The 21,792-nt window shown below is 43.4% G+C and carries 23 protein-coding genes; 17 read left to right on the top strand and 6 right to left on the bottom strand.

Features of this window, described 5'->3' with window-relative positions; translation table 11 throughout:
* Positions 1–47 precede the first annotated feature (47 nt).
* Positions 48–1,070, bottom strand: a complete 1,023-nt coding sequence (gene asnA / locus ACOJQI_RS12625; protein WP_421378292.1) for an aspartate--ammonia ligase — start codon at positions 1,068–1,070, stop codon at positions 48–50.
* Between the two features lie 254 nt (positions 1,071–1,324).
* On the opposite strand from asnA, the gene ACOJQI_RS12620 reads away from it, so the two are divergent.
* Entirely contained in the window at positions 1,325–2,206 is an 882-nt protein-coding gene (locus ACOJQI_RS12620) for a DMT family transporter (protein ID WP_421378290.1), read from the top strand.
* Positions 2,207–2,333: 127 nt separating this feature from the next.
* Positions 2,334–2,453, top strand: coding sequence for a YjcZ family sporulation protein (locus tag ACOJQI_RS12615; protein WP_421378288.1), 120 nt, complete (start codon positions 2,334–2,336; stop codon positions 2,451–2,453).
* Between the two features lie 179 nt (positions 2,454–2,632).
* Here the strand turns inward: ACOJQI_RS12615 and ACOJQI_RS12610 are convergent, their stop codons facing one another.
* Both ACOJQI_RS12610 and ACOJQI_RS12605 read right to left on the bottom strand, forming a co-directional pair.
* Positions 2,633–2,743 carry a YjcZ family sporulation protein gene (locus tag ACOJQI_RS12610; RefSeq protein WP_006835107.1) on the bottom strand — a complete coding sequence of 37 codons (111 nt, stop codon included), beginning with the start codon at positions 2,741–2,743 and terminating at the stop codon, positions 2,633–2,635.
* Positions 2,744–2,862: 119 nt separating this feature from the next.
* Positions 2,863–4,011 carry an ROK family transcriptional regulator gene (locus ACOJQI_RS12605; protein ID WP_421385469.1) on the bottom strand — a complete coding sequence of 383 codons (1,149 nt, stop codon included), beginning with the start codon at positions 4,009–4,011 and terminating at the stop codon, positions 2,863–2,865.
* 843 nt (positions 4,012–4,854) lie between these two features.
* Here ACOJQI_RS12605 and xylA point away from each other — a divergent pair.
* The 6 genes from xylA (at position 4,855) to ACOJQI_RS12575 (ending at position 11,266) form a co-directional block, all read left to right on the top strand.
* Positions 4,855–6,186, top strand: a complete 1,332-nt coding sequence (gene xylA, locus ACOJQI_RS12600; protein ID WP_421378285.1) for a xylose isomerase — start codon at positions 4,855–4,857, stop codon at positions 6,184–6,186.
* 78 nt (positions 6,187–6,264) lie between these two features.
* Positions 6,265–7,764, top strand: coding sequence for a xylulokinase (xylB, locus tag ACOJQI_RS12595; RefSeq protein ID WP_421378283.1), 1,500 nt, complete (start codon positions 6,265–6,267; stop codon positions 7,762–7,764).
* A 94-nt stretch (positions 7,765–7,858) separates the two neighbouring features.
* Complete coding sequence (locus ACOJQI_RS12590; RefSeq protein ID WP_421378281.1) at positions 7,859–8,509, top strand: SGNH/GDSL hydrolase family protein; 651 nt, start codon at positions 7,859–7,861, stop codon at positions 8,507–8,509.
* Positions 8,510–8,523: 14 nt separating this feature from the next.
* Entirely contained in the window at positions 8,524–9,564 is a 1,041-nt protein-coding gene (locus ACOJQI_RS12585) for an aldose epimerase family protein (protein WP_421385468.1), read from the top strand.
* A 4-nt stretch (positions 9,565–9,568) separates the two neighbouring features.
* Entirely contained in the window at positions 9,569–10,552 is a 984-nt protein-coding gene (locus ACOJQI_RS12580) for an aldo/keto reductase (protein ID WP_421378279.1), read from the top strand.
* 96 nt (positions 10,553–10,648) lie between these two features.
* On the top strand, positions 10,649–11,266 hold the full coding sequence (locus tag ACOJQI_RS12575) for a polysaccharide deacetylase family protein (RefSeq protein WP_421378277.1): 618 nt from the start codon (positions 10,649–10,651) through the stop codon (positions 11,264–11,266).
* 75 nt (positions 11,267–11,341) lie between these two features.
* Here the strand turns inward: ACOJQI_RS12575 and ACOJQI_RS12570 are convergent, their stop codons facing one another.
* A complete protein-coding gene (locus ACOJQI_RS12570; RefSeq protein ID WP_421378275.1) occupies positions 11,342–11,974 on the bottom strand; it encodes a YesL family protein in 633 nt (210 codons plus the stop codon).
* 150 nt (positions 11,975–12,124) lie between these two features.
* Here ACOJQI_RS12570 and ACOJQI_RS12565 point away from each other — a divergent pair, with 150 nt between their 5' ends.
* The 9 genes from ACOJQI_RS12565 (at position 12,125) to ACOJQI_RS12525 (ending at position 21,050) form a co-directional block, all read left to right on the top strand.
* Positions 12,125–13,894 (top strand): sensor histidine kinase, encoded by a 1,770-nt coding sequence (locus ACOJQI_RS12565; protein WP_421378273.1) that lies wholly within the window; start codon positions 12,125–12,127, stop codon positions 13,892–13,894.
* Positions 13,863–14,648, top strand: a complete 786-nt coding sequence (locus ACOJQI_RS12560; RefSeq protein WP_421385467.1) for a response regulator transcription factor — start codon at positions 13,863–13,865, stop codon at positions 14,646–14,648. The genes ACOJQI_RS12565 and ACOJQI_RS12560 overlap by 32 nt, the downstream gene beginning before the upstream one ends.
* Before the next feature lie 112 nt (positions 14,649–14,760).
* Positions 14,761–16,062, top strand: coding sequence for an extracellular solute-binding protein (locus ACOJQI_RS12555; protein WP_421385466.1), 1,302 nt, complete (start codon positions 14,761–14,763; stop codon positions 16,060–16,062).
* Between the two features lie 287 nt (positions 16,063–16,349).
* On the top strand, positions 16,350–17,228 hold the full coding sequence (locus ACOJQI_RS12550; protein WP_421378271.1) for a carbohydrate ABC transporter permease: 879 nt from the start codon (positions 16,350–16,352) through the stop codon (positions 17,226–17,228).
* A gap of 18 nt (positions 17,229–17,246) precedes the next feature.
* On the top strand, positions 17,247–18,149 hold the full coding sequence (locus tag ACOJQI_RS12545) for a carbohydrate ABC transporter permease (RefSeq protein ID WP_421378269.1): 903 nt from the start codon (positions 17,247–17,249) through the stop codon (positions 18,147–18,149).
* 340 nt (positions 18,150–18,489) lie between these two features.
* A complete protein-coding gene (locus ACOJQI_RS12540; protein WP_421378267.1) occupies positions 18,490–19,203 on the top strand; it encodes a TIGR02206 family membrane protein in 714 nt (237 codons plus the stop codon).
* 128 nt (positions 19,204–19,331) lie between these two features.
* Complete coding sequence (locus ACOJQI_RS12535) at positions 19,332–19,802, top strand: hypothetical protein (RefSeq protein WP_421378265.1); 471 nt, start codon at positions 19,332–19,334, stop codon at positions 19,800–19,802.
* Between the two features lie 36 nt (positions 19,803–19,838).
* Positions 19,839–20,390 carry an aspartyl-tRNA synthetase gene (locus ACOJQI_RS12530; protein ID WP_421378263.1) on the top strand — a complete coding sequence of 184 codons (552 nt, stop codon included), beginning with the start codon at positions 19,839–19,841 and terminating at the stop codon, positions 20,388–20,390.
* A gap of 138 nt (positions 20,391–20,528) precedes the next feature.
* Complete coding sequence (locus tag ACOJQI_RS12525) at positions 20,529–21,050, top strand: DNA topology modulation protein (RefSeq protein WP_421378261.1); 522 nt, start codon at positions 20,529–20,531, stop codon at positions 21,048–21,050.
* Between the two features lie 30 nt (positions 21,051–21,080).
* Here the strand turns inward: ACOJQI_RS12525 and ACOJQI_RS12520 are convergent, their stop codons facing one another.
* Together ACOJQI_RS12520 and ACOJQI_RS12515 are read right to left on the bottom strand one after the other, a co-directional pair.
* Positions 21,081–21,395, bottom strand: a complete 315-nt coding sequence (locus tag ACOJQI_RS12520) for a DMT family transporter (protein WP_421378259.1) — start codon at positions 21,393–21,395, stop codon at positions 21,081–21,083.
* Positions 21,395–21,736, bottom strand: coding sequence for a DMT family transporter (locus tag ACOJQI_RS12515; RefSeq protein WP_421378257.1), 342 nt, complete (start codon positions 21,734–21,736; stop codon positions 21,395–21,397). Before ACOJQI_RS12515 ends, ACOJQI_RS12520 begins: the two co-directional genes overlap by 1 nt.
* Between the last annotated feature and the right edge of the window lie 56 nt (positions 21,737–21,792).

Here is a 21,792-nt window from a genome sequence, read left to right as displayed (position 1 = left end):
AACATGTACTCACAAAAAAATCAGGGTATTTCAACCCTGAGCTCACCTTACAAAAGTTCAATATTTTTCTCTCTGCATTCTTTCAAAATCTCTTCACTCCACACAGAAGATTGAACTTCCCCGATATGGACTTTCTTCAGTAAAAACATACATAAACGGGACTGCCCGATACCGCCGCCAATAGTATACGGCAGCTGGCCGTTCAAGACGGACTGGTGATATGGCAGCGACTTTCGCTCATTATTTCCCGCCTGCCAAAGCTGATAAAGCAATGCCTGCTCATCGACCCGGATGCCCATCGAAGAGATTTCAAATGCCGTTTCGAGAACCGGGTTCCAGAGAATGATATCTCCATTCAAGGACCAGTCATCATAATCGGGAGAACGGCCATCATGTTTTTCGCCGGATTTCAGCAGTCCGCCGATCTGCATGATAAAGACGGCGCCGTATTGTTCGGCAATAGTATCTTCCCGTTGTTTTGGCGTTAGGTTAGGAAACCGGTCTTCCAGTTCTTGAGAGGTAATGAAATGAATCTTATCCGGTAGAACGGGTGTCAGGGACGTGTGTAACTCAGACATATACTTTTCGGTTGCTTTAATGGCTGCATATATTTTTTCCACTTCACTTTTTAAAGTGATAAGGTTTCTTTCTTTTTTTGAAATCACTTTTTCCCAGTCCCATTGATCAACATAGATCGAGTGGAGATTGCCAAGTTCTTCATCCCGCCTGATGGCATGCATTTGTGTATAAAGGCCCTGACCGAGAGGGAGGCCATACCGTTCCAGAGCGACTCTTTTCCATTTTGCCAGGGACTGAACGATCTCGACCTTTTCTTCCTGCAACCCTCCGGTGTTGAAAGAGACAGTCCGTTCCACACCATTTAAATTATCATTGATTCCTGTCTCTGCATTCAGCAGGAGCGGAGCGGATACTTTGATGAGATTCAGTGATTTTGCCAATTTGGCTTCAAAATGGTTCTTAACCTCATTGATCGCAAGCTCTGTATATAATAAATCCAGCTTCGATCGGTATCCACTCGGAACTTTATAAGTTTTTGGCAATGACATCATCCTCCAATTATCTATGATGAATTATATATATTGAATAAACGATAAATGGGTGAAGAGAGCTATAGATAAAAAAGACTTTTGAGCAATTGTATGGGAATACAACCTTTTAATATTCATAAAAATTTTTTCTGCAGTCATTAGAGAAGATAAAGTTGAGTCTTTTCATTTTCTAAGTAAACCCTGTCCTGATATACTTTTTATCATCATAGATTAAACGAACGGGAAAGCATGACGGGAAAGGGAGATGGAGGACCGTGAACAGGACGTTGTTTGTCATATTGCTAATCACGACGACCGGCCTTATGGGATCATCCTTCGCTGTAGGGAAAATCGGTCTAGAATATGTTACTCCTCTCATGCTGGTTGCACTGCGGTTTACGATTGCCGGCATCATCATGGCCTTAGCGGTGAAGGTGCTGAAGAGGCCGCATCCTGCCGAAGCCAAGGAGTGGGGTAAGGTCGTTCTCGTAGGAAGCCTTCAGACCGCAGGGGTGATGGGATGTATTTTCCTGAGCTTGAGAACGATCACGGCAGGGGAATCATCCATCCTTACTTTCACCAATCCGCTTCTGGTAGTCGTATTCGGGACGGTGTTCATGGGGATGAAATATCGCCGGGTTCAATGGTTAGGTGTCATCATGGGAATGGCCGGAGTCTTTATTACACTGGGTGCAAGTCTTGATATCCGGCAGCCTGGTTTTTTCCTGGGATTGATGAGTGCTGTCTTCTGGTCAAGCGCGACCCTTGTTATGAAAAAATGGGGCAATTCCTTCGATACATGGGTGCTGACAGCCTATCAGATGCTCTTCGGCGGAATAATCTTATTGGTGGTAAGCTCCCTGTTTGAACCGGTGAAGGTCGTTATAACATCCACTTCCATCCTGATTATCCTGTGGCTTGCCATCATGGCGTCAATCGTCCAGTTTGCCATCTGGTTCTATCTTTTGCAGAAGGAGGATCCGGCAAAAGTGAGTTCCTTTTTATTCCTGGCTCCTTTATTCGGTGTCCTGACAGGCTGGCTCGTATTAAAAGAACAACTGCATCTGTATACGGTGATAGGCGGGAGTATCATCCTCGCAGGGATCTACCTGGTAAATAAACCCCAGAAAAAGGTGCCTGAAAGGGATGCGGCGTAACAGGCTGGCTGTTTTTAATAGGCATTCATTTAAATGCCGCTGGATAATGGGACATCAGTACAATCATTATATATCCCCCCTACATATTGTATAAGTGTAGAGGCAATCCTCTAGGAAAGGGGGAGTTATGATGAGTTACTGTGGCGGTTATGGATCCGGCGGTGGTTACGGTACTGGATCTACGTTTGTGCTGATTGTTGTTCTATTCATCCTATTGATAATTGTGGGAGCAGCATACGTTGGGTAGTAATCATCTGAATCTGCAAGAAGGAGCACCCGGGATATGGGTGCTCCTTTTTAATGTTTTTGCTTTTCTCCCATCGTATTGTCAATCTGCCTTTATGCCGGCATGATAAGTGGTTTCTGTTAAACACAAGAAAAAAACAGGCCTGAAAAAGACCTGCCTTCCATCATTTAAGGTTCGAATTAATATCCGTAGCCGCCTCCTACCCAGGAAGCACCGATGATAATCAAAAGGATGAACAAAACAACGATCAGAGCAAACCCTGATCCATAACCGTATCCTCCAGCGCTCATTCACTACACCTCCTTGTTACAGGATGGAATATAGTATGTAGGGACAAGGCATATGGTTCATTATCAGTTTGCTTCTACATAAAAAAAGCCCTGCGCACAATCAGGCAGGGCATTGATGATTAAGCCATTTTTGCTTCTTCTTTAATAAAATTCTCCACAACGAATGCAGAAACACCCAATGCAGTTGAGTAATTTTTCAAGTGTGAAAACTCAAGCTGCACTTCCTGCTGGTGGAAGGCCAGGGTATGATTTTCGACCGTCTGCCGGATTGGATCCTGGATCCATTCCTTGGCCATGGCCAGTCTGTTGCCGATGATGACTTGATCGGGATTGAATGTATTAATGATGTTGTTGATGCCAAAACCAAGATAGTATCCGATCTTTTCAAAAAGTGCTTTTGCTTTTTCATCACCGTCATCAGCTCTTTGAATTAAAGATTCTAATGAATCTTCATTTTCGGTCATTTCAAGCAATGCGTGTTCGGAAGCATAAGCTTCCCAGCAGCCATTGCTGCCGCAGCTGCATTTTTTTCCATTCATATCGATGATCATATGTCCCATCTCACCGGAAAATCCATTAGACCCTTGATATAATTCCATGTTTAATATGATGCCGACACCGATCCCGATGCCTGCACTGATATAGATGATATTCTTGAAATCCTGACCAGCGCCGAACTGCTGTTCACCGAAGGCCCCGGCATTGGCTTCATTTTCAATTATGACAGGAACATGGAACATCTCTTCCAAATCTTTTTTCAAATCGATATTTTTCCAATGAAGGTTAGGAGCAAGAAGAACTGACCCTTCTTTATTGATGATTCCCGGCACACCTACCCCTATCCCGACAATGCCATATCGGCTGGCCGGCATTTCATCCATTAATGACTGAATCATGCTCTGGACCAAATGTAAGATTGCAGGGTAGGGCGTCTCCTTAACTATTTCATTTCTTTCATTGACAATATTGCCCTTTAGGTCCGTCATGACCGAACGTACATAATTGACGCCGATATCAAGGCCGATTGCATACCCCGTGACCTTGTTGAAGTGAAGGATGACCGGACGGCGGCCGCCGCTTGATGCACCCGGGCCGGATTCGTAGATTAATTCTTCCTGTAGTAACTCATTGACTAATGAAGAGACAGTTGCTTTATGTAATCCAGAAACTTGAGAAATATCTGCCCTCGAGATGGGCTCTTTTTCCATAATCAATTGTAAAACGAGTGCCTTGTTATTCTTTTTAACAATTTGCTGATTCCATGTCATAGTTCCCACTTGTCAATCCCCTTATCTGTTAGTAAGTCCATCTTATCATATACTTAGTTTAATGGGTAGACAAACTGTGTGTATTCCTAATCGCTGGCAAGGATTCTATCCAGAAAGGAAACCTGGTGGGGGAGTTTGAATGGATATCTGATTTCCGCTCCAGGTGTTCGACTCCGCGGGGCGGGCGGTGAGCCTCCTCGGCTTCGCCTGCGGGGTCTCACCTGTCCCGCTAGTCCCGCAGGAGGTCGCACACCTTCCGCTTCAATCAACCTTACGAAAATACAAGCGTAAAAACTATTGATAAGAAAGAACCTTTCTCAATGACTTCTATAATGAATAGGTAATATGACATGACTGACGGACTTCATTATAAAGGAAGTTCCGTGATGCTTTAATTTAAATCTCCCGCCTCGTATAGCTGAGCGGAATAAGTTAACACCTGCCGAATAGGAGATATTATATGGACCAATGAAGTGCTTGGATCGGAGAGATACTGGCCTTTAAAATGGATAAACGGTCCAATGGAGTATGATAATTCGCGAGTTGTTGGCCCGTAAAATGAATAAACGGCCCGATAAGTAAAGAAATTCCGAGGGGTATTGGCCCGTAAACTGGCTAAATGGCCCAATGCAATAAGATAATTCGCGAGATGCTGGCCCGTATATAGGCTAAAAGAATACGCAACACAAGAAATCTACAACTCAATAAAAAATATTTAAAAAATAACTTAGTTTATTTAATAGACAAACTAAGTTAGCAGTGCTATAATGAGTTCAAATAAAGGTTTTGAAAGCCTTTACATAAAAATCAAACTTAACAATTACACATTAGGAGGAAATCCAAATGGCATATTTTGAAAACATTAGCAAGATCAAATTTGAAGGCGCTTCATCGAAAAATCCTTTTGCATTCAAGTACTATAATCCTGAAGAAACAATCAATGGACAGACGATGGAAGAAATCCTTCGCTTCTCTGTTGCATACTGGCATACATTCACAGCAGATGGATCAGATCCATTTGGCGTAGGTACAGCAATCCGCCCATGGGATAATCTTAAAGGCTTGGATTTAGCGAAGGCACGCGTTGAAGCGGCATTTGAACTTTTTGAGAAATTGAACGTTCCATTCTTTGCTTTCCATGACGTGGATATCGCGCCGGAAGGAAGAACACTGAAAGAAACAAACGAAAACCAGGATGAAATCGTTGGCATGATCAAAGAGTACATGAAAACAAGCAAAACAAAACTTCTTTGGAACACTGCGAACATGTTCACAAATCCTCGTTATGTTCACGGTGCTGCGACTTCCCCGAATGCAGATGTATTTGCTTACTCTGCAGCGAAAGTGAAAAAAGGCTTGGAAGTAGCGAAAGAGCTTGGTGCTGAAAACTACGTATTCTGGGGCGGCCGTGAAGGCTACGAAACTCTTTTGAATACAAACATGAAACTTGAACAGGATAACCTGGCGCGCTTCTTCCATATGGCGGTTGATTATGCGAAAGAAATCGGCTTGAATGTTCCATTCCTGATCGAGCCAAAACCAAAAGAGCCGACAAAACATCAATATGACTTTGATGTGGCTACCGGTCTTGCATTCTTGCAAAAATACGATTTGACAGATCACTTCAAGTTCAATATCGAAGCAAACCATGCTACACTTGCCGGCCATACGTTCGAGCATGAATTGAGAACTGCACGCATTAACGGAATGCTTGGTTCTGTCGATGCCAACCAGGGTGATACGCTTCTTGGCTGGGATACGGACGAATTCCCGACAGATATTTATTCAAATACTTTGGCTATGTATGAAATCCTTAAAAATGGCGGACTTGGCAAAGGCGGCTTGAACTTCGACGCGAAAGTAAGAAGAGGTTCATTTGAAGCTGACGACCTGTTCCATGCGCATATCGCTGGTATGGATGCATTCGCCATTGGTTTAAAAGTAGCCAACAAACTAATCGAAGACAAAGTGCTTGATAGTTTCGTAGAAGAACGCTATAGCAGTTTCAATGAAGGAATCGGTCTTGCTGTCGTTGAAGGAAGAACGAACTTCCGTGAGCTGGAAGAGCATGCCCTTCAGTTGACTGAAATCAAGAACACTTCTGGCAGAACGGAGCGCCTGAAAGGGGTTATTAACCAATATATCTTGGAAACTCTTTCAACGGTAAACGCATAATTCATTTAAATACAATCAAGAAAAATGTGCTGGCAGTAGGTATACTCCAGCACATTTTCATAGAAAAGGATGATACAGATGAAATATGTAATCGGAGTGGACCTCGGGACAAGTGCAGTCAAAATCCTTCTTGTCAATCAAAATGGCGAAGTCTCCAATGAAGTTTCAAAATCCTACCCTCTTATTATCGAAAAATCAGGCTACAGTGAGCAGAATCCGGAAGAATGGGTGGAAAAAACAAAGGCAGGGTTAGCGGAACTCATCCAACAGTTTGACGGAGATATAAACGACATCGAGGGGATCAGCTTTTCAGGACAGATGCATGGCCTGGTATTAGTGGATCAAAATAATGAAGTGCTGAGAAACGCAATTTTGTGGAATGACACCAGAACGACTCCTCAATGCCAGGAAATCTATGACACGGTCGGTAAAGAGCGTTTATTGGAAATCACGAAGAATCCTGCGCTGGAAGGTTTTACGCTTCCTAAAATTCTCTGGGTAAAAGAGCATGAGCCTGAATTGTTTGAAAGAGCAAGTGTCTTCATGCTTCCGAAAGATTACCTTCGATACAGATTGACAGGAAATATCCATATGGAATATTCAGATGCTGCAGGAACATTGCTATTGAATGTTGGCGAGCGCAATTGGAGCAGTGAAATACTGGAAAGTTTCGGCCTGACACCAGATTTTTGCCCGCCATTGGTTGAATCACACGATTTGGTTGGGACACTTACACCTGAGTCAGCTGAAGAAACAGGGTTAGCCGAAACGGTGAAAATATTTGCCGGCGGGGCAGACAATGCCTGCGGTGCTATCGGATCAGGCATTCTATCAGAAGGCAAAACTCTGTGCAGTATCGGGACCTCTGGTGTTGTCCTTTCTTATGAAGAAAGAAGCGACCTTGACTTTGAAGGGAAGGTCCACTATTTCAATCATGGTGAAGAGAATGCTTTCTATACAATGGGAGTGACTCTTGCTGCCGGATATTCCTTGAGCTGGTATAAAGATACCTTTGCAAAAGAGGAGTCTTTCGATCAATTTTTAGAAGGAATTGAAGAGGTGGCGCCAGGAAGCAACGGTTTGTTATTCACTCCATATATTGTCGGAGAACGGACTCCTCATGCGGATTCAATGATCAGGGGAACCTTTATCGGAATCGATGCTGCACACGAGCGCAAACATTTTTCCCGTGCCGTCCTTGAAGGAATCACCTTCTCTTTGAATGAATCACTGGAAATCTTCCGAAGCAGCGGCAAGACCATCGATACGATCATCTCTATCGGGGGAGGAGCGAAAAACGAAACATGGCTCCAGATGCAGGCTGACATATTCAATGCAAAAATTGAAAAACTGACAAGCGAACAGGGACCTGGAATGGGTGCTGCTATGCTGGCTGCTTATGGCTGCGGCTGGTTCCCTTCCTTAAAAGAATGTGCCCAGGAATTTATCAACACGTCCAAAACATATCATCCTATCCCTGAAAATGTGGAAGTTTACAAAAATGTATTTTCAATTTATCAGCAGGTCTATAACCAAACAAAAGAAATGAATGACCAGTTGAGGGCGTTTAGAAAGTAATCACTGTATATGCTCCATAACACAAATCAGAATGTAGCCTCTCATGCTCTCCAATTGGGAGGCTTTAATTCGATTTTACGGGGAGGTTTATCAGATGAAAATGGAAAAGGGGCAGAAGCTTCTGTTTATTGGCGATTCAGTTACCGACTGTGAAAGGTCCAAACCGGATGGAGAAGGGTCGCTTGGAAATGGCTACGTTTCATTTGTGGACGGTCTCCTTCAAGCTGTTTATCCAGAATGGGGTATCCGGGTGGTGAATAAGGGAATTAATGGCCATACCATCCGTGATCTGAAAAAGCGCTGGCAGGAAGATGTTTTGGACCAGAAACCAGACTTGTTGTCCATCATGATTGGAATCAATGATGTTTGGCGTCAATACGACACACCATTCATCAAAGAAAGCCATGTATATGTGGAGGAATACGAAAATACCTTAAGGAGCTTGGTAGAGAAGACCAAGCCGGGAGTAAAACACATCTTCCTGATGACACCATTTTATCTGGAACCAAATGAACAGGACGCCATGCGCCGTTCTATGGATCAGTATGGCCGGGTGGTTAAGAGGATTGCCGGAGAGACGGGCTGCTTATTCATTGATACACAAGCGGCATTCAACAAGGTGCTGAAGGATTTATATCCCGCTGCAATTGCCTGGGACCGTGTGCATCCGTCGACTGCCGGGCATATGGTGCTGGCCCGGGCATTTTTGACCGAAATCGGGTTTGACTGGAACCGGTTCTCATGAAAGGAGGAAAGATGGTGGAAATCAAACAAGAAAGCTTTGGAGAAATACAGGGGCAGGAAATATCCTCGTTTACATTGAAGAATGATAATGGGATTGAAATAACGGCGATTAATTACGGCTGCATCATTACAAAGATTTTGGTCCCTGATATGAATGGAAACCTGGAGAATATTGTACTTGGCCATAATTCGCTTGCGGAGTATGTAGAGGATCCGTATTTCATTGGTGCAGTCGCAGGCAGAGTCGGCGGCAGGATTGCCGGAGGGTCGTTTGAACTTGATGGAGAGAGGTACACACTTGCCCAAAACAACGGGAAAAATCACCTGCACGGCGGCATAAGAGGATTCAATAAGGCAGTCTGGGACGCGGAAATCATTGAAGATGGCGTTCGTTTTACATACCTCAGCCGAGATGATGAAGAAGGGTACCCGGGCAATCTGCAGGTTAAGATTACTTATACCCTGGATGAGCAGAATCAATTGAAGATCCAGTATGAGGCTGAAACGGATAAAAAGACAATCATGACTCTGACGAACCACTCTTATTTCAATCTGAGCGGAGATTTGAAAAGAGATATCCTTCAGCATAATCTGCAGCTGAAAAGCAATCACTACTTGGAACTGGATGATGATTTCATCCCGACCGGCCGTCTCATCGATGTGAAGGATACTCCGTTTGATTTTACAGAGAGCCGGCCGATAGCAGCAGGAGCACAATCGTCCCATCCGCAGAATGTCTTAGTCGGGAACGGGTATGACCATCCATTTGTATTGAACTCCCATCATGATAGGGAAATTATTTTACATGACCCGGAAAGCGGGCGCACCATGACTGTGGAAACAGATGAACCCGCCGTGGTGGTGTACTCGGGGAATTCCCTGGATTCTTCTGCAGAGTTTCATGGCACAAAAGGGGAAAAGTATCTCGGGGTCTGCCTGGAAACGCAGGGGTTCCCGGATGCCATTCATCACCCTGAATTCCCGTCCATTGTTTTAAAGCCAAGTGAGAAGTATTCTTCAACAACAATCTATCAATTTGGAATGAGAGGAGAATGATCAAATGAACTATCGTGAACTTGGAAACACAGGAATCAAAATCAGTGAGGTAAGTCTCGGAACATGGGCCATCGGCGGCTCCTGGGGAAAAACAAGCGATGCTGAAGCATTGAAATCACTGGAGTATGCCATTGACCAGGGAGTTAATTTCTTTGATACCGCAGATGTCTATGGGGACGGACACAGCGAAGAATTATTGGCCAAGGCGACAAAAGGTAAGGAAGACGAAATTTATATCGCCACAAAATTCTGCCGCCAGGGAGATATCTTTGACCCGCAGAACTACAGTTACGAACAGGTGAAGTCCTATTGTGAAGACAGCCTGCGCCGTCTGGGCAGAGAAGCGATCGATCTTTATCAAATCCATTGTCCTGCCACCGAAATCTTAAGGGATGGCAGCGTCTTTGAAGTACTCGACCGTCTAAAAGATGAAGGGAAAATCCGCAACTACGGAGTCAGCGTTGAAACAGTCGAAGAAGGCTTGATCAGCTTGAAAAATCCAAATGTGAAAAGCCTGCAGATCATCTTCAATATGTTCCGCCAAAAGCCATTGGAGGAGCTGATTCCACAAGCATATAAAAATGGCGTCGGCCTTCTCGTCAGACTGCCCCTTGCCAGTGGATTGCTGACAGGGAAATTCAGTTCTGATCATGTTTTTGAAGAAGACGATCACCGTAATTTCAATGAAAACGGGGAAGCATTCAATGTAGGTGAAACATTCGCCGGCCTTGGATTCAAAAAAGGTGTCGAGCTTGCTGACCAGCTGAAATGGGTCAGTGAAGGCAGAAACTCCATGGCAAGTGCATCCCTTCGCTGGATTCTGGACCAAAAGGAAATCACCGCAGTCATTCCTGGATTTAAAAACCTGGAGCAGGTTCAGGGCAACCTTTCAGCGATAGAGGAAAAGCCGTTCTCTGAAGAAGAACAGCAGAGAATTAAGCGCTTCTATGAGGAACAAGTGAAGGATTCTATCCGCGGACCTTATTGATTAAATTTAGGATTACACCTGGGAACAGAGAAGATCTTCCCAGGTGTACTTGTAATTGTGTCATTAGAAAACAAGCAAACAAGGGGGGCACACTTCATGTCCGAACTCATAAATCAAGTCCATACCACAAAGAAGGCCGTCGCCATTACATTCGATGATGGTCCGAATCCGGTCTTCACACCCCAGGTCCTGGAAATCTTTCAAAAAGTAAACGGGAAAGCGACGTTCTTCATGATAGGGGAGCAGATGGAGAATTCACCGGAGCTGGTCAAGAAGGCGGCCGATCTTGGCCATGAAATTGGCAATCATACATACACCCATCCAAAGCTCTCGCAAATCAGCAAGGAAGAGGCGGTGAAGGAAATTGATGCAACAGCGAGTTTGATAGAGAAATTGACGGGGCAAAAGCCTTCACTCTTCCGGCCGCCTTATCTGGACTATAACGGGCAGACAACGGAGGTGCTTCAGGAAAAAGGATATCCAATTATGATCGGCGCTCTTAATATGGAAGCGACGGATTGGGAACAGCCGGGTGTTGATTTTATCCTGAGAAAAACAAAAAATGTCATCGAAAATGGCAGTATTCTTCTCTTCCATGATGGGTATGGAGACCGCTCACAGACCATTGAAGCGGTAAGGATACTTGCCCAAGAACTAACAGAACAAGGCTTTGAGCTGGTCACAGTCAGTGACCTTATTAAACTGGCAAAATAAAAAAACACGTTACCGCTTTAAAGCACTGGGGGACAGTCCCCCGCTGCTTTAAAGTGGTAACGTAAAGGTGCTTATTTAAATGGAGTGTGCTTCCTTTTGTTTCTTATCAATGCGTTGAAAGGCAAGGTAACAGGAGGCCATGATGATGGCTGCTGTAAAGCTGCCTCCAAAGATGAACAGCAGTGCAGGCAGGGCATTCATGACAAAGAGTGTTGAAACGACCCCGGCAAGCATAAGGACATTCGGTATTGGATTCAGAAGCATGATCAGAAAGGCATTTTTAAACACCTGTACAAAGCCTACATTATAGTGTACATAGACTGGAATGGTATACAAAACCGTCATGGCTATGGCAAGGATCATCAGGTAGAGCGGGATGTGGGTTACCTGCAGGCCGCTGCCTCCATTGAGATCCATGAAATATAAGTCAATATATGCCAGGACGGCCAATAATACAAAGACGATTCCCATAAGGTTGCTTTTAAAGAAATCCTTTTTATACGTCTCCCAGAAAGTTTGAAAGATGGGAGTTTCATATTCTCCCATAATCCATTTGCGGAGAATAGTAAATAGTGCCACTGTCGCCGGCAGGAATCCGAAAATGACCAACCCGAGAAGGGTAAACCCGATCCATAAAATATTTAAATAGGCGAACTTGGTTATCCACTCAGTAAGGGAATAAACCCCTCGCACAGCTCGATTATTCATAAGAAATGTCCCCTTTATGATGCGCTTCCATTTTGTCTGTCTATCATTATAGACTAAATTCTAACTTTTAGGAATAGTATTAACGTTTTCGACAAAATGGGTTATAGTAAACAAAAAACTATTTCAGAAAAATAGAAGGGCGAAGTACTCATGTGGAGAAAACTCAGAAAATGGAATACACTCCGAAATCAAATATCATTCGTTTTTTTGGTTGTCATGGCAACCGTGCTGGCGCTTGTCAGTATTTTAACCTACAACCAGGTTTCCACTCTTTTGAAGACTAATGCAGAGAAGCAGATTGAGCAGACAGCCTTGGAAGCAAACGGGCGGCTGGAGTCGCTTTACAAACAAATCAGCACAGCCTCAAAGCTGGTCATGACTAATAACAATATACAAAATGTCCTTGAAAAGGCGTATGAAGGGAAAACCATTGATTTTTATGAGCGTCAGGAATTAGAAGGGATTGTCAATAACATCCAGGCGAATACGGATGGGATTTTTGCCTTTGAACTCTACACACGTAACATGAACCGACTTCTGCCATTGGATGATACCAGTCTGGTCACGAGAATCGACAAAAAATGGATCATCGAGGCGGATAAAGCGAAAGGCGGATTGATTTGGATAGGGGATGATCCAAGCAACTCTGACAATCTGCTGGCATTGCGCCAGGTCAATCTAATGGGCAAGCAATATGACACAGGGGGCTACCTCCTTATCAGCATCTATCGGAACTATCTGCAATTTGAAAATGAAACCGACGTAACGAATCAATACTCGCTTTTATTTGATAAAGATATGGAACCGATTCTATCAAACTATGACGAACCGCTTGCTCCTATCATTAATAATGATGACGGCAACATCTCGCTGAATAAGCAGGAGTTCATCGTAACCAGGAAGACTTCGCCAATCACGGACTGGACACTGATTATCCTCACCCCGATCAAAGAGTTGACGGCCGGAATCAGTGTGCTGAGGATGGTCATCATTATATCTGGAATTATAGGATTCATCATCTTTCTCATCAGTTCATTGCTGCTGTCATCTTTTATCACCAGCCCGATCATCAAATTGACCAAGACTATGCAGCAGGCCGGCGCCGGTTCGCTTTCGATGAACCCAAGCGTTACAACCGTAAATGAGATCAATGAATTGAACAGCACCTATAACCAGCTGGCAAAGCAGACCAATCATCTGATCCAGATGGTTTATCAAAAGGAAATCACACGGAGCCGCAGTGAATTGAAGGCATTGCAGGCGCAGATCAACCCGCATTTCTTATTCAACACCCTTGATGCCCTGAAGTGGGCTTTAGAAGATAAGGATGAAGATGAACTGGCTGAATTTGTCGTTGCCATGTCCGAGTTATTCCGATATACGATTACAAAACAATCTAATGGGGATTGGGTGACCTTGGAAGAAGAAATTCAGCATATTGAAAATTATATGGAAATCATGAAGATGCGGTTTGACGACCAACTGAAGTGGAAGCTGAATATGGATTGCGAGTGGAGAGAAGTCAGAATACCAAAGCTGCTGATCCAGCCTTTGGTCGAAAATGCGGTCCTTCACGGGGCAGGGAATACAATGAGTCCTTGTACCATTTCCGTTTCCATCAAGCCGGCAGAAGAGGAAGGCTATCTGAGAATAGAAGTGGAGGATAATGGTCCGGGAATCTCTCAGGATAAATTAAGGACGATTTACGAATCAATGCAAACAGGGGGTGTAATCTCCAATCATTCAGGTAACGGAATGGCGATTTCCAATGTGCATAAACGTCTGGAATTGTATTATCCAAACCGCTTAAGAAGCGGATTGACCATTACAAGTGAAGAAAATGCCGGCACGAAAGTTTTCTTTGAAATACCTGTGAAAGGGGATATAGATAATGATGAAAACCATTTTGATCGTCGATGATGAGCCCCGGACCCGCCAAGGCCTTGCCAAGACACTGGACAAGTGGGCGAATGGGGAATATCAAATCATCACCGCTTCCAACGGAGAAGAAGCGATTGAATTGATGAAATTGAATAAAATCCATATCTTGATCACCGATATCCGCATGCCCGAAATCACGGGACTTCAGTTATTGAAGATGGCAAAGGAGCAGAATATCCATCCTGTGATCATCGTCATTTCGGCTTACTCGGAATTTGAATACGCCCAGGAAGCACTCAGGCTCGGGGTGATTAATTACCTGCTCAAACCGATCAGCAAGAAGACATTGCTGGAGGCGGTGGAAGCGGCAGTGGAAGCGGTTGAAAAGCAAGAGCGGGCTGAAAAAATCGAGAAAGTAGTGGACAAGAGACTTGTCGAGGCAGACAGCCAGAACTTTTCGAACCGGACACCAATCAGGGAAGCGATTGATTACATCAATAGCCACTTAAAAGATGAATTGACCCAGAAGGAAGTCGCTGAGCATGTCCACTTGAATGCCAGTTATCTGAGTGTCCTTTTCAAGGAACATGTAAAGATGACTTTCAGTGAATATGTCACAAGGAGGAGGATCCAGCGGGCAAAGGATCTCCTCATTTCAACCAATCTTCCAATCAACGATATAGCAGAAGAATCAGGTTATAAAACAGCAAAATATTTTATTAAGATATTCAAAGATTCGGAGGGTATGACACCCAGTGCCTACCGAAAGACCAACAATGGAACCGCTTTCTAAAAATAGTAGTATTTTTCCTAATCGTTGTTACCTATTTTTCAGAACTCTCTGACGGTACACTATAAATGTAAGAAACAAAAACAAACAAGGTCAAAAGGGGGATCTTACATTGTTGAAAAAGAAAGCGTTTGCAATAATGATGGCATCATTGATGCTAGTCTCATTGGCACTTGCCGGATGTTCTTCTTCTGGATCTGAAGAAGCCAGCGCTGATGGCAAAAAGGTAATCAAGTTCATGCATTTATGGCCGGAAGGCAGCTCGAATGCACAGTTCTCCATTGTAAAGGATATTATTGGAGAATATGAGAAAGAACACAACGTCAAGATTGAAACTGAAATCCTTAACCCGGATCAGTACAGAGAAAAGCTGAAAGTTTTGGCTTCTTCAAATGAACTTCCTGATATCGGGATGACTTGGTCAGACGGTTTCATCCAGCCTTATGTTGAAGGTGACATGCTGGCGCCGCTTGATGACGTTGACACAGGCGGAGTTGAATTCATCCCTGGTGTTAAAGAATCTTATGCAGTGGATGGAAAGACTTACGGTCTTCCGCTTGAGTTGAACATCTCTTACGTTTTCTACAACAAAGAAATTTTTGAAAAACACGGATTAGAAGTTCCAAAGACTTACGAAGAATACAAAAACGTAGTAAAGACATTGGCTGACGCAGGTGTAACACCAGCTACAGTTGGTGCAAAAGATGGATGGCCAGCATCTTTCTGGTTCATGTACATGGCTGACCGTATCGGCGGATCTACAATCCTGACTGATGTTATCGACGGCAAAGCGAAATTCGATGACCCGGCAATCAAGAAAGCAGCTGAAGAAATTCAGAACCTTGTTGACATGGGCGGTTTCGTTAAAGGTGCCAGCGCACTATCAAATGATGATGCAAAAGGTTACTTCATGAACGAACAGGCTGCAATGTTCCTGACAGCAACTTGGGAGCTTCCTAACTACACTACAAGCCCTGATGTATCACAAGATTTCAAAGATAAGATCGGCTACTTCAAATTCCCGACTTATGAAGGCGGAAAAGGCGAGTCCATCGACAGTTATGTAGGCGGACCTGGTGTTGGTCTATTCGTAGCGAAAGACTCTAAAGTTAAAGACGAAGCAAAAGATTTCGTTGGATACTTAGTGAAGAGATGGGGAGAGAAATCAGTAACAGACGCTGGTGTCATCCCTGCAACAAAAGTAGACACAGCAAGCTTGGAGCTTGATCCAATGTACATTGAAATCCTTGATGATTTAGGTGCAGCATCAAACGTAACAACTTACTTTGATACTCAATCAAGCCCAGCCGTATCTGAGCTTCACCATGATCTTGTAACAGCTCTATTCGGAAAACAAGTGACTCCTGAAGAATTCGTGAAACAACACGCGGACGAACTTGCCAAAGAGCAAGAGTAATACATTTTCTTTGATGGAGGGCATAATGATATGCCCTCTATCGTTTTATAAAGAAGTTTTATAGAAAAGATTGCAAACAGATAATTTAGGGAGCTTACCATTTAGTAGAGTCATCTCTAAATTTCTGTTTGATCGAAGTGGAAGGGGTGCGATCTCCTGCGGGACTAGCGGGACAGGTGAGACCCCGGAGGCAAAGCCGAGGAGGCTCACCGCCCGCCCCGCGGAGTCGTGCCCCTGAAACGGAGATCAACCACAAGAAGTCTTTTATCAAGAAGGGAGTATAGAAAATGAGAAGTGTAATGTCAAACAAATGGGTTATCAGCCTTTATGTACTTCCTGCATTAATCCTGATTCTCCTATTAATCTATATTCCGATCGTCCTCACCGGCTGGTATGGCTTGATGGATTGGAACGGAATCGGACAAATGAAATTTACCGGATTGGACAACTACATAGAGCTGGTCAAGGACTCTATGTTCTGGAAGAGTACCTGGCACTCAATTCTTTTGGGCCTATTTTCAACTTTAAGCCTTGTAGGCTATTTAATTTTGTCGTTGATCTTGGCAAGTAAGATCAAAGGCGCCAACTTCTTCAGGAAAATCTACCTGATCCCGATGCTTCTGTCATCAGTGGCAATCGGTCAGCTTTGGGCAAAAATCTTTGACCCGACAAACGGTATGCTGAACAGGCTTCTCGTCTTGATCGGCTTCGACAACCCGCCGGTCTGGTTAGCAGATCCAAACATTGTACTATATGCTCTGTTCTTCCCGATTGTATGGCAGTATGCAGGATTCTATATCATCATTTTCTATGCGGCGCTGAAAAATGTACCGGAAGAATTGGTGGAGGCAGCGAAGATCGATGGAGCAACACCTATCCAAATCGCTTATAAAATTAAAGTCCCATTGATTTCCGGCGTCATCAAAGTAATGGTCATCCTGGCGATTGTCGGATCACTGAAATACTTTGACCTGATCTTCGTATTGACAGGAGGCGGGCCTAACGGTGCAAGTGAGGTAATGGCCTCTTACATGTACAAAGAAGCGTTCAGTAAATACAACTTCGGTTACGGAAGCGCCATCGGCTTCGGTCTGTTGGTTATCTGTCTTGTCATGACATGGATCATTCAAAAATTACTAACTTCTAAAAATGAAGTGGAATATTAAGAAAGGGGAGAAATAGAGATGAGTAAAGTCGCCGTTGAAACACAAACAAACACACAGCCGACGCTCCCAGCTTCTTATAAAACGAGTAAATCTCTCGGAAAGAGAATTGGATTCGGAATTCTCTACGTCATTCTGGGAATCATCGGAGTCATTCAAATTTACCCGCTTATCTGGTTATTCATGTTTTCTTTGAAGACGAACCAGGAGGTATTCGGGATGTCCCCGTTTGCGCTTCCGCAGGATCCGCAGTGGGGGAACTATGTTAAAGCCTGGACGACCGGAAACATCGATACGTACTTTTTCAACAGTGTCCTTTATACAGTCGTTGCGGTTGTTCTGACTGTCATTCTGGCGAGCTTTGTAACATTCGCCGTCACGAGAATGCACTGGAAACTGAGCGGTGTCGTACTGGCATTATTCATGGCTGGATATATGATTCCGCTTCACTCAACACTGATTCCATTATTCAACATTTTTAAATCAGTGAACCTGATTGATAATCCAATTTCAATCATTATCTCTTATGTAGCGTTCAACCTGCCGATCACGATCATGATCCTGACCGGTTTCTACAAAGCGCTGCCGCGTGAAATCGAAGAAGCAGCGGTCATGGACGGCTGTTCCATTCACCGGATCTTCTTCCAGATTACATTGCCGATGACGATGCCTGTTCTATCGACAACCGTCATCATCAACATGATTTATAACTGGAACGAATTCGTGTTTGTCCAAACATTCATGAGCTCTGACAAATGGAAAACGATCACGGTCGGCGTCAACAACTTCGTTGGACAGTACCTGACTGACTGGGGTGCGATCGGTGCAACCCTGATGATCAGCATCATACCGGTTTTGATCGCTTACTTCATCCTAAGCGATCGTATCGTCGAAGGGATTGCTGCAGGTTCTGTTAAAGGCTGATAAAACCAAATTTGAATATCCCCCTCTTTAATAAATCGGGCATGGGTTTTTCATGCTCGATTTTTTGGTGTTAAAAAATGTATTATCACTGCAAGTGAACATCTTTGACTTGGAGAGGATGCAGGCAGTGAAATTTAAACTTTGTTTTGTGTTTTTCCTGGATTGAAGATGGAATAGTGACACTTTCCAACTCAAACACAACAAAATAGGCTATTTTAGTTAAAATAGTTCCCCTTAAACAACTGTTTTATCAGATTTCCCCGGACAATGTCTAAGACTGCCTCTATGCCGAATAGACTATTCTTGATACCACATATTTCAACGGAATAGGGGTGGCATGATGTTTTCGGTTACGGAACTCCAGACGTTTGAGTTGTTTTCTGTCCCACACATCACTGTGCTTCTGTTGTTTGTGGCTTTGTCGTTATGGCTGATCATATTCAGGGTTGCTTTAAGGCCTCATCACTTGTTCATCAAGTGGACGTTATTCTCCATATTGTTGCTGAGTGAAGTGTCTCAGCAGATCTGGCTGGTATGGACAGATCAATGGGAAGTGGGGAGCCTGCCGCTGCATCTATGTTCGATCAGTACTTTCATAGCCATTTTTTTGTTCCTAAAGCCCAATAAGAAAGTGTTTTATTTATTGTTCTTTACCGGGTCCCTTCCTGCAATTTTGAGTATGGTGACACCTGAAGTTTTTTACACATTTCCTCATTTTCGGTTTATAAAGTATTTCCTTCATCATGCAGCAATTTCGTGGTCTGTTCTTTACTTCATTGTATTTGAGGGATATCGGGTACCCAAGAAAGCCATTTGGACCGGATTCCTGCTGCTTAACCTTCTAGCTCTGCCAATTTTCTTCATTAATATTCTTCTTGATACTAATTTCTTCTATCTGGCCAATCCTACGGAATCCAAGACAATTCTGTCCTTCTTCGGCTCTGGCATCATGTATTATATCAACCTTGAGATAGCTGCCATTTTCGTCTTTTTCCTCACATACCTTCCTATGGGCGCGCTGTTGAAGAGGGAGAAAAGGGAAACATCGATTTGAAAGACAGTTGGGTCCTCATTGAAATTCCCATGTTAATGGGGACCTGCAAAGAAACTAATTAGGTAATCATTTCGTCTAATAGTAAAAGAGGTTTTCCCCGCAGAGGGACAAGACTTGGAGGAATAGGTATGAAGATTAGAGGATTTCTAGTGATTGCTGCTGCATTATTTTTACTGGGCTGTACCAATGAAAACAAGGAAGAATCGCTTGATGATTATCCAGCTGATACACCTGAGGAAGCGGTGAAACTAGTTTCAGATAAGGAGAAGGAATTAAAGATTTATGGTAATTTTCAAGCACATGATGAGCTGGTTCTTGTGGTTTTTAAAGGGTTCATGAATAAAGAAGATATATGGATAGCAGAGGTTGAAAAAGAGGATGACAAGTGGATCACCAAAAAGGTTGTCTTAATGGAAGAGCCGCAGAAGGGGGAAGACCCCCTAATATACTCTGATTCTGATAAAGGGTATGAAGCGGGATATCTGGAAGAGGGTCAAACAGATTTCGAGTCCGGTAAAAATATTAAAGTAATAGACTTAGATGAGGACAGTGATAGGAAGATCTTGTTAAAATATATAGGGAATACCGTTTCATCATAAATCGGGAGGAATAGAGAAGAGAGCAAAGGAGAAAAAATGAAAAAGTCTACAAGTATCACAATTACCGTAATTTTATTGATATCCATAGGCCTTCTATCCGCATGGGGGTATAATGAACAGAAAATCTCTTTTGCAGAACCAAATGAAGCTATACTTTCCACAAATAAAGGTTTGGTACTGATTCCTGCTTATAAAAACGATGATAGGTCTTTATTTTTCTTTATTAAGGATAAAAACAATCTTGGTGCTGCTGTTGCTCATAAAGGTGTGTTCGGCTGGAAAAGCGGGATGTCAGCCTGGAGCCCGTTTAATAAAAGGGGAGATTATGAGACATTTGGGGGCTACCAAGGATATGGGGATCAACTCATTTATGGACTTATCAGAAATCCAGAAAAGAAAATAATCATGGCTGATGACCGTGAAGCTGCCATGCTGAACCTGGAAATGCTGCCCCAATCGGTGGTAAAGGAATATAATTTGAAAGACTTGTACCTTTGGTATTTTGAGAGCGAAAATACACTCAATATTGAACAGCTAAAGCTCCTGCAAAAGGACACTCAAGAAGTCATCCAAAGCATAGATTTATGAAAATGATATGAGGTGGTCGCCTTGAAACACCTGTCTTTTTTACTCATTATTTTGTTTCTAGCATTATCTGAGAAATGGAGAAATGAAAAGATCTTGCAGGAGGGATAGATTGCTTCAATTTTTTTAGGGGGTTAGCCGGTGAACAAAATTGCATTGATAGGTTCCGGCGGGTCCGGGAAATCCACTTTAGCAAAAAAGTTGGGACAAAGACTTAATTTGAATGTCTGGCACTTGGATCAGCTTCTGTGGAAACCTGGCTGGACTCCTGTTTCCAAGAAAGAGCAAATCAAGATTCAGACAGAATTGGTAACACAAGAAAATTGGATCATTGACGGGAATTATAACAGTACGCTGGACATACGGCTGGATGCCGCGGACACAATCATTTTCTTGGATATCTCCCGTTTTATTTGTGTATATCGTGTTTTTAAAAGGATGCTGATCTTTCGAAACAGGACAAGGCCAGATATGAGGGAAGGCTGCAATGAAAAAATGAACTTGGAATTTCTGAAGTGGATCTGGGATTACCCGAAAAAGAAAAAGCCAGAGGTCCTTATGAAAATTGAAAACCTTTCGAATGAGAAACATATTATTATTTTGGAAAGCCCCAGAGAAGTCGATCAATTTCTAAGACGTATGGAGGCAGTAAGGCAGAGATAGCTGAAGCAATAAGCTCAGCTATCTCTTTTTCTATGAAACAAGCTTTAATCCTATGGCGGCAGATAAAACCATTGCTATGCATAACAGCCGCTTCCACTCTTTTGATTCTCCATACAAAACCATTCCCAATATGGCTCCGCCGGAAGCGCCGATCCCTGTCCAGATTGCATATGCAGTCCCCATCGGCAGCGATTCCATGGCGTAGGAAAGCAGGATGAAGCTTGCTCCAAATCCCGCAATCAATAGAACGAGTGATTTCCAGTCAGGTTGTTTATGCCATCTATTGATCATGGAAACGCCAAACATCTCAAATAGTCCTGCGAAAACCAGTGAAATCCATGCCATTATGATTCAGCTCCTTCCTTAACTTTTTCCTTTGTCACTAATTTCAGGCCGATGACACCTGCGAGTAATAGTAATATCAATAGAATTTTACTGACTTTAAATGGCTCGCCAAAGAATACAATATCGGATATTACAGTGCCTGCCGTGCCCAGTCCCACAAACACCGCATAGACCGTTCCGACGGGAAGCCGCTGCCCGGCCATGATCATGACATAAAAACTGATGAAGATGGAAACCAAGGTACCGCTCCAAGTGAGGAAATCATCGGCGTGTTTAAGGCCGATGACCCAGAATACTTCAAATAGTGCAGCTATGAATACTTTGATCCAGTCTTTATTCAATATAAAAACCTCCATTTTCTACTAAAATAAAAAAGCCTCAGAGATGACTGTAACTT

It is taken from the genome of Bacillus salacetis, from assembly GCF_049177075.1.
Taxonomy (GTDB): Bacteria; Bacillota; Bacilli; order Bacillales; family Bacillaceae_B; genus Rossellomorea; species Rossellomorea salacetis_A.
Note: the sequence above shows the minus strand (reverse complement) of the source record. Positions and strands in the feature narration are given on the sequence as shown.

What these genes read in the sequence shown, in the direction of transcription:
- ACOJQI_RS12520 (WP_421378259.1), bottom strand. Translation starts at nt 21,395, where the DNA reads ATGGCATGGATTTCACTGGTTTTCGCAGGACTATTTGAGATGTTTGGC.
- ACOJQI_RS12550 (WP_421378271.1), top strand. Translation starts at nt 16,350, where the DNA reads ATGAGAAGTGTAATGTCAAACAAATGGGTTATCAGCCTTTATGTACTT.
- ACOJQI_RS12605 (WP_421385469.1), bottom strand. Translation starts at nt 4,011, where the DNA reads ATGACATGGAATCAGCAAATTGTTAAAAAGAATAACAAGGCACTCGTT.
- ACOJQI_RS12575 (WP_421378277.1), top strand. Translation starts at nt 10,649, where the DNA reads ATGTCCGAACTCATAAATCAAGTCCATACCACAAAGAAGGCCGTCGCC.
- ACOJQI_RS12580 (WP_421378279.1), top strand. Translation starts at nt 9,569, where the DNA reads ATGAACTATCGTGAACTTGGAAACACAGGAATCAAAATCAGTGAGGTA.
- ACOJQI_RS12540 (WP_421378267.1), top strand. Translation starts at nt 18,490, where the DNA reads ATGTTTTCGGTTACGGAACTCCAGACGTTTGAGTTGTTTTCTGTCCCA.
- ACOJQI_RS12590 (WP_421378281.1), top strand. Translation starts at nt 7,859, where the DNA reads ATGAAAATGGAAAAGGGGCAGAAGCTTCTGTTTATTGGCGATTCAGTT.
- ACOJQI_RS12610 (WP_006835107.1), bottom strand. Translation starts at nt 2,743, where the DNA reads ATGAGCGCTGGAGGATACGGTTATGGATCAGGGTTTGCTCTGATCGTT.
- ACOJQI_RS12570 (WP_421378275.1), bottom strand. Translation starts at nt 11,974, where the DNA reads ATGAATAATCGAGCTGTGCGAGGGGTTTATTCCCTTACTGAGTGGATA.
- xylB (WP_421378283.1), top strand. Translation starts at nt 6,265, where the DNA reads ATGAAATATGTAATCGGAGTGGACCTCGGGACAAGTGCAGTCAAAATC.
- ACOJQI_RS12530 (WP_421378263.1), top strand. Translation starts at nt 19,839, where the DNA reads ATGAAAAAGTCTACAAGTATCACAATTACCGTAATTTTATTGATATCC.
- ACOJQI_RS12565 (WP_421378273.1), top strand. Translation starts at nt 12,125, where the DNA reads ATGTGGAGAAAACTCAGAAAATGGAATACACTCCGAAATCAAATATCA.
- ACOJQI_RS12535 (WP_421378265.1), top strand. Translation starts at nt 19,332, where the DNA reads ATGAAGATTAGAGGATTTCTAGTGATTGCTGCTGCATTATTTTTACTG.
- ACOJQI_RS12545 (WP_421378269.1), top strand. Translation starts at nt 17,247, where the DNA reads ATGAGTAAAGTCGCCGTTGAAACACAAACAAACACACAGCCGACGCTC.
- ACOJQI_RS12615 (WP_421378288.1), top strand. Translation starts at nt 2,334, where the DNA reads ATGATGAGTTACTGTGGCGGTTATGGATCCGGCGGTGGTTACGGTACT.
- asnA (WP_421378292.1), bottom strand. Translation starts at nt 1,070, where the DNA reads ATGATGTCATTGCCAAAAACTTATAAAGTTCCGAGTGGATACCGATCG.
- xylA (WP_421378285.1), top strand. Translation starts at nt 4,855, where the DNA reads ATGGCATATTTTGAAAACATTAGCAAGATCAAATTTGAAGGCGCTTCA.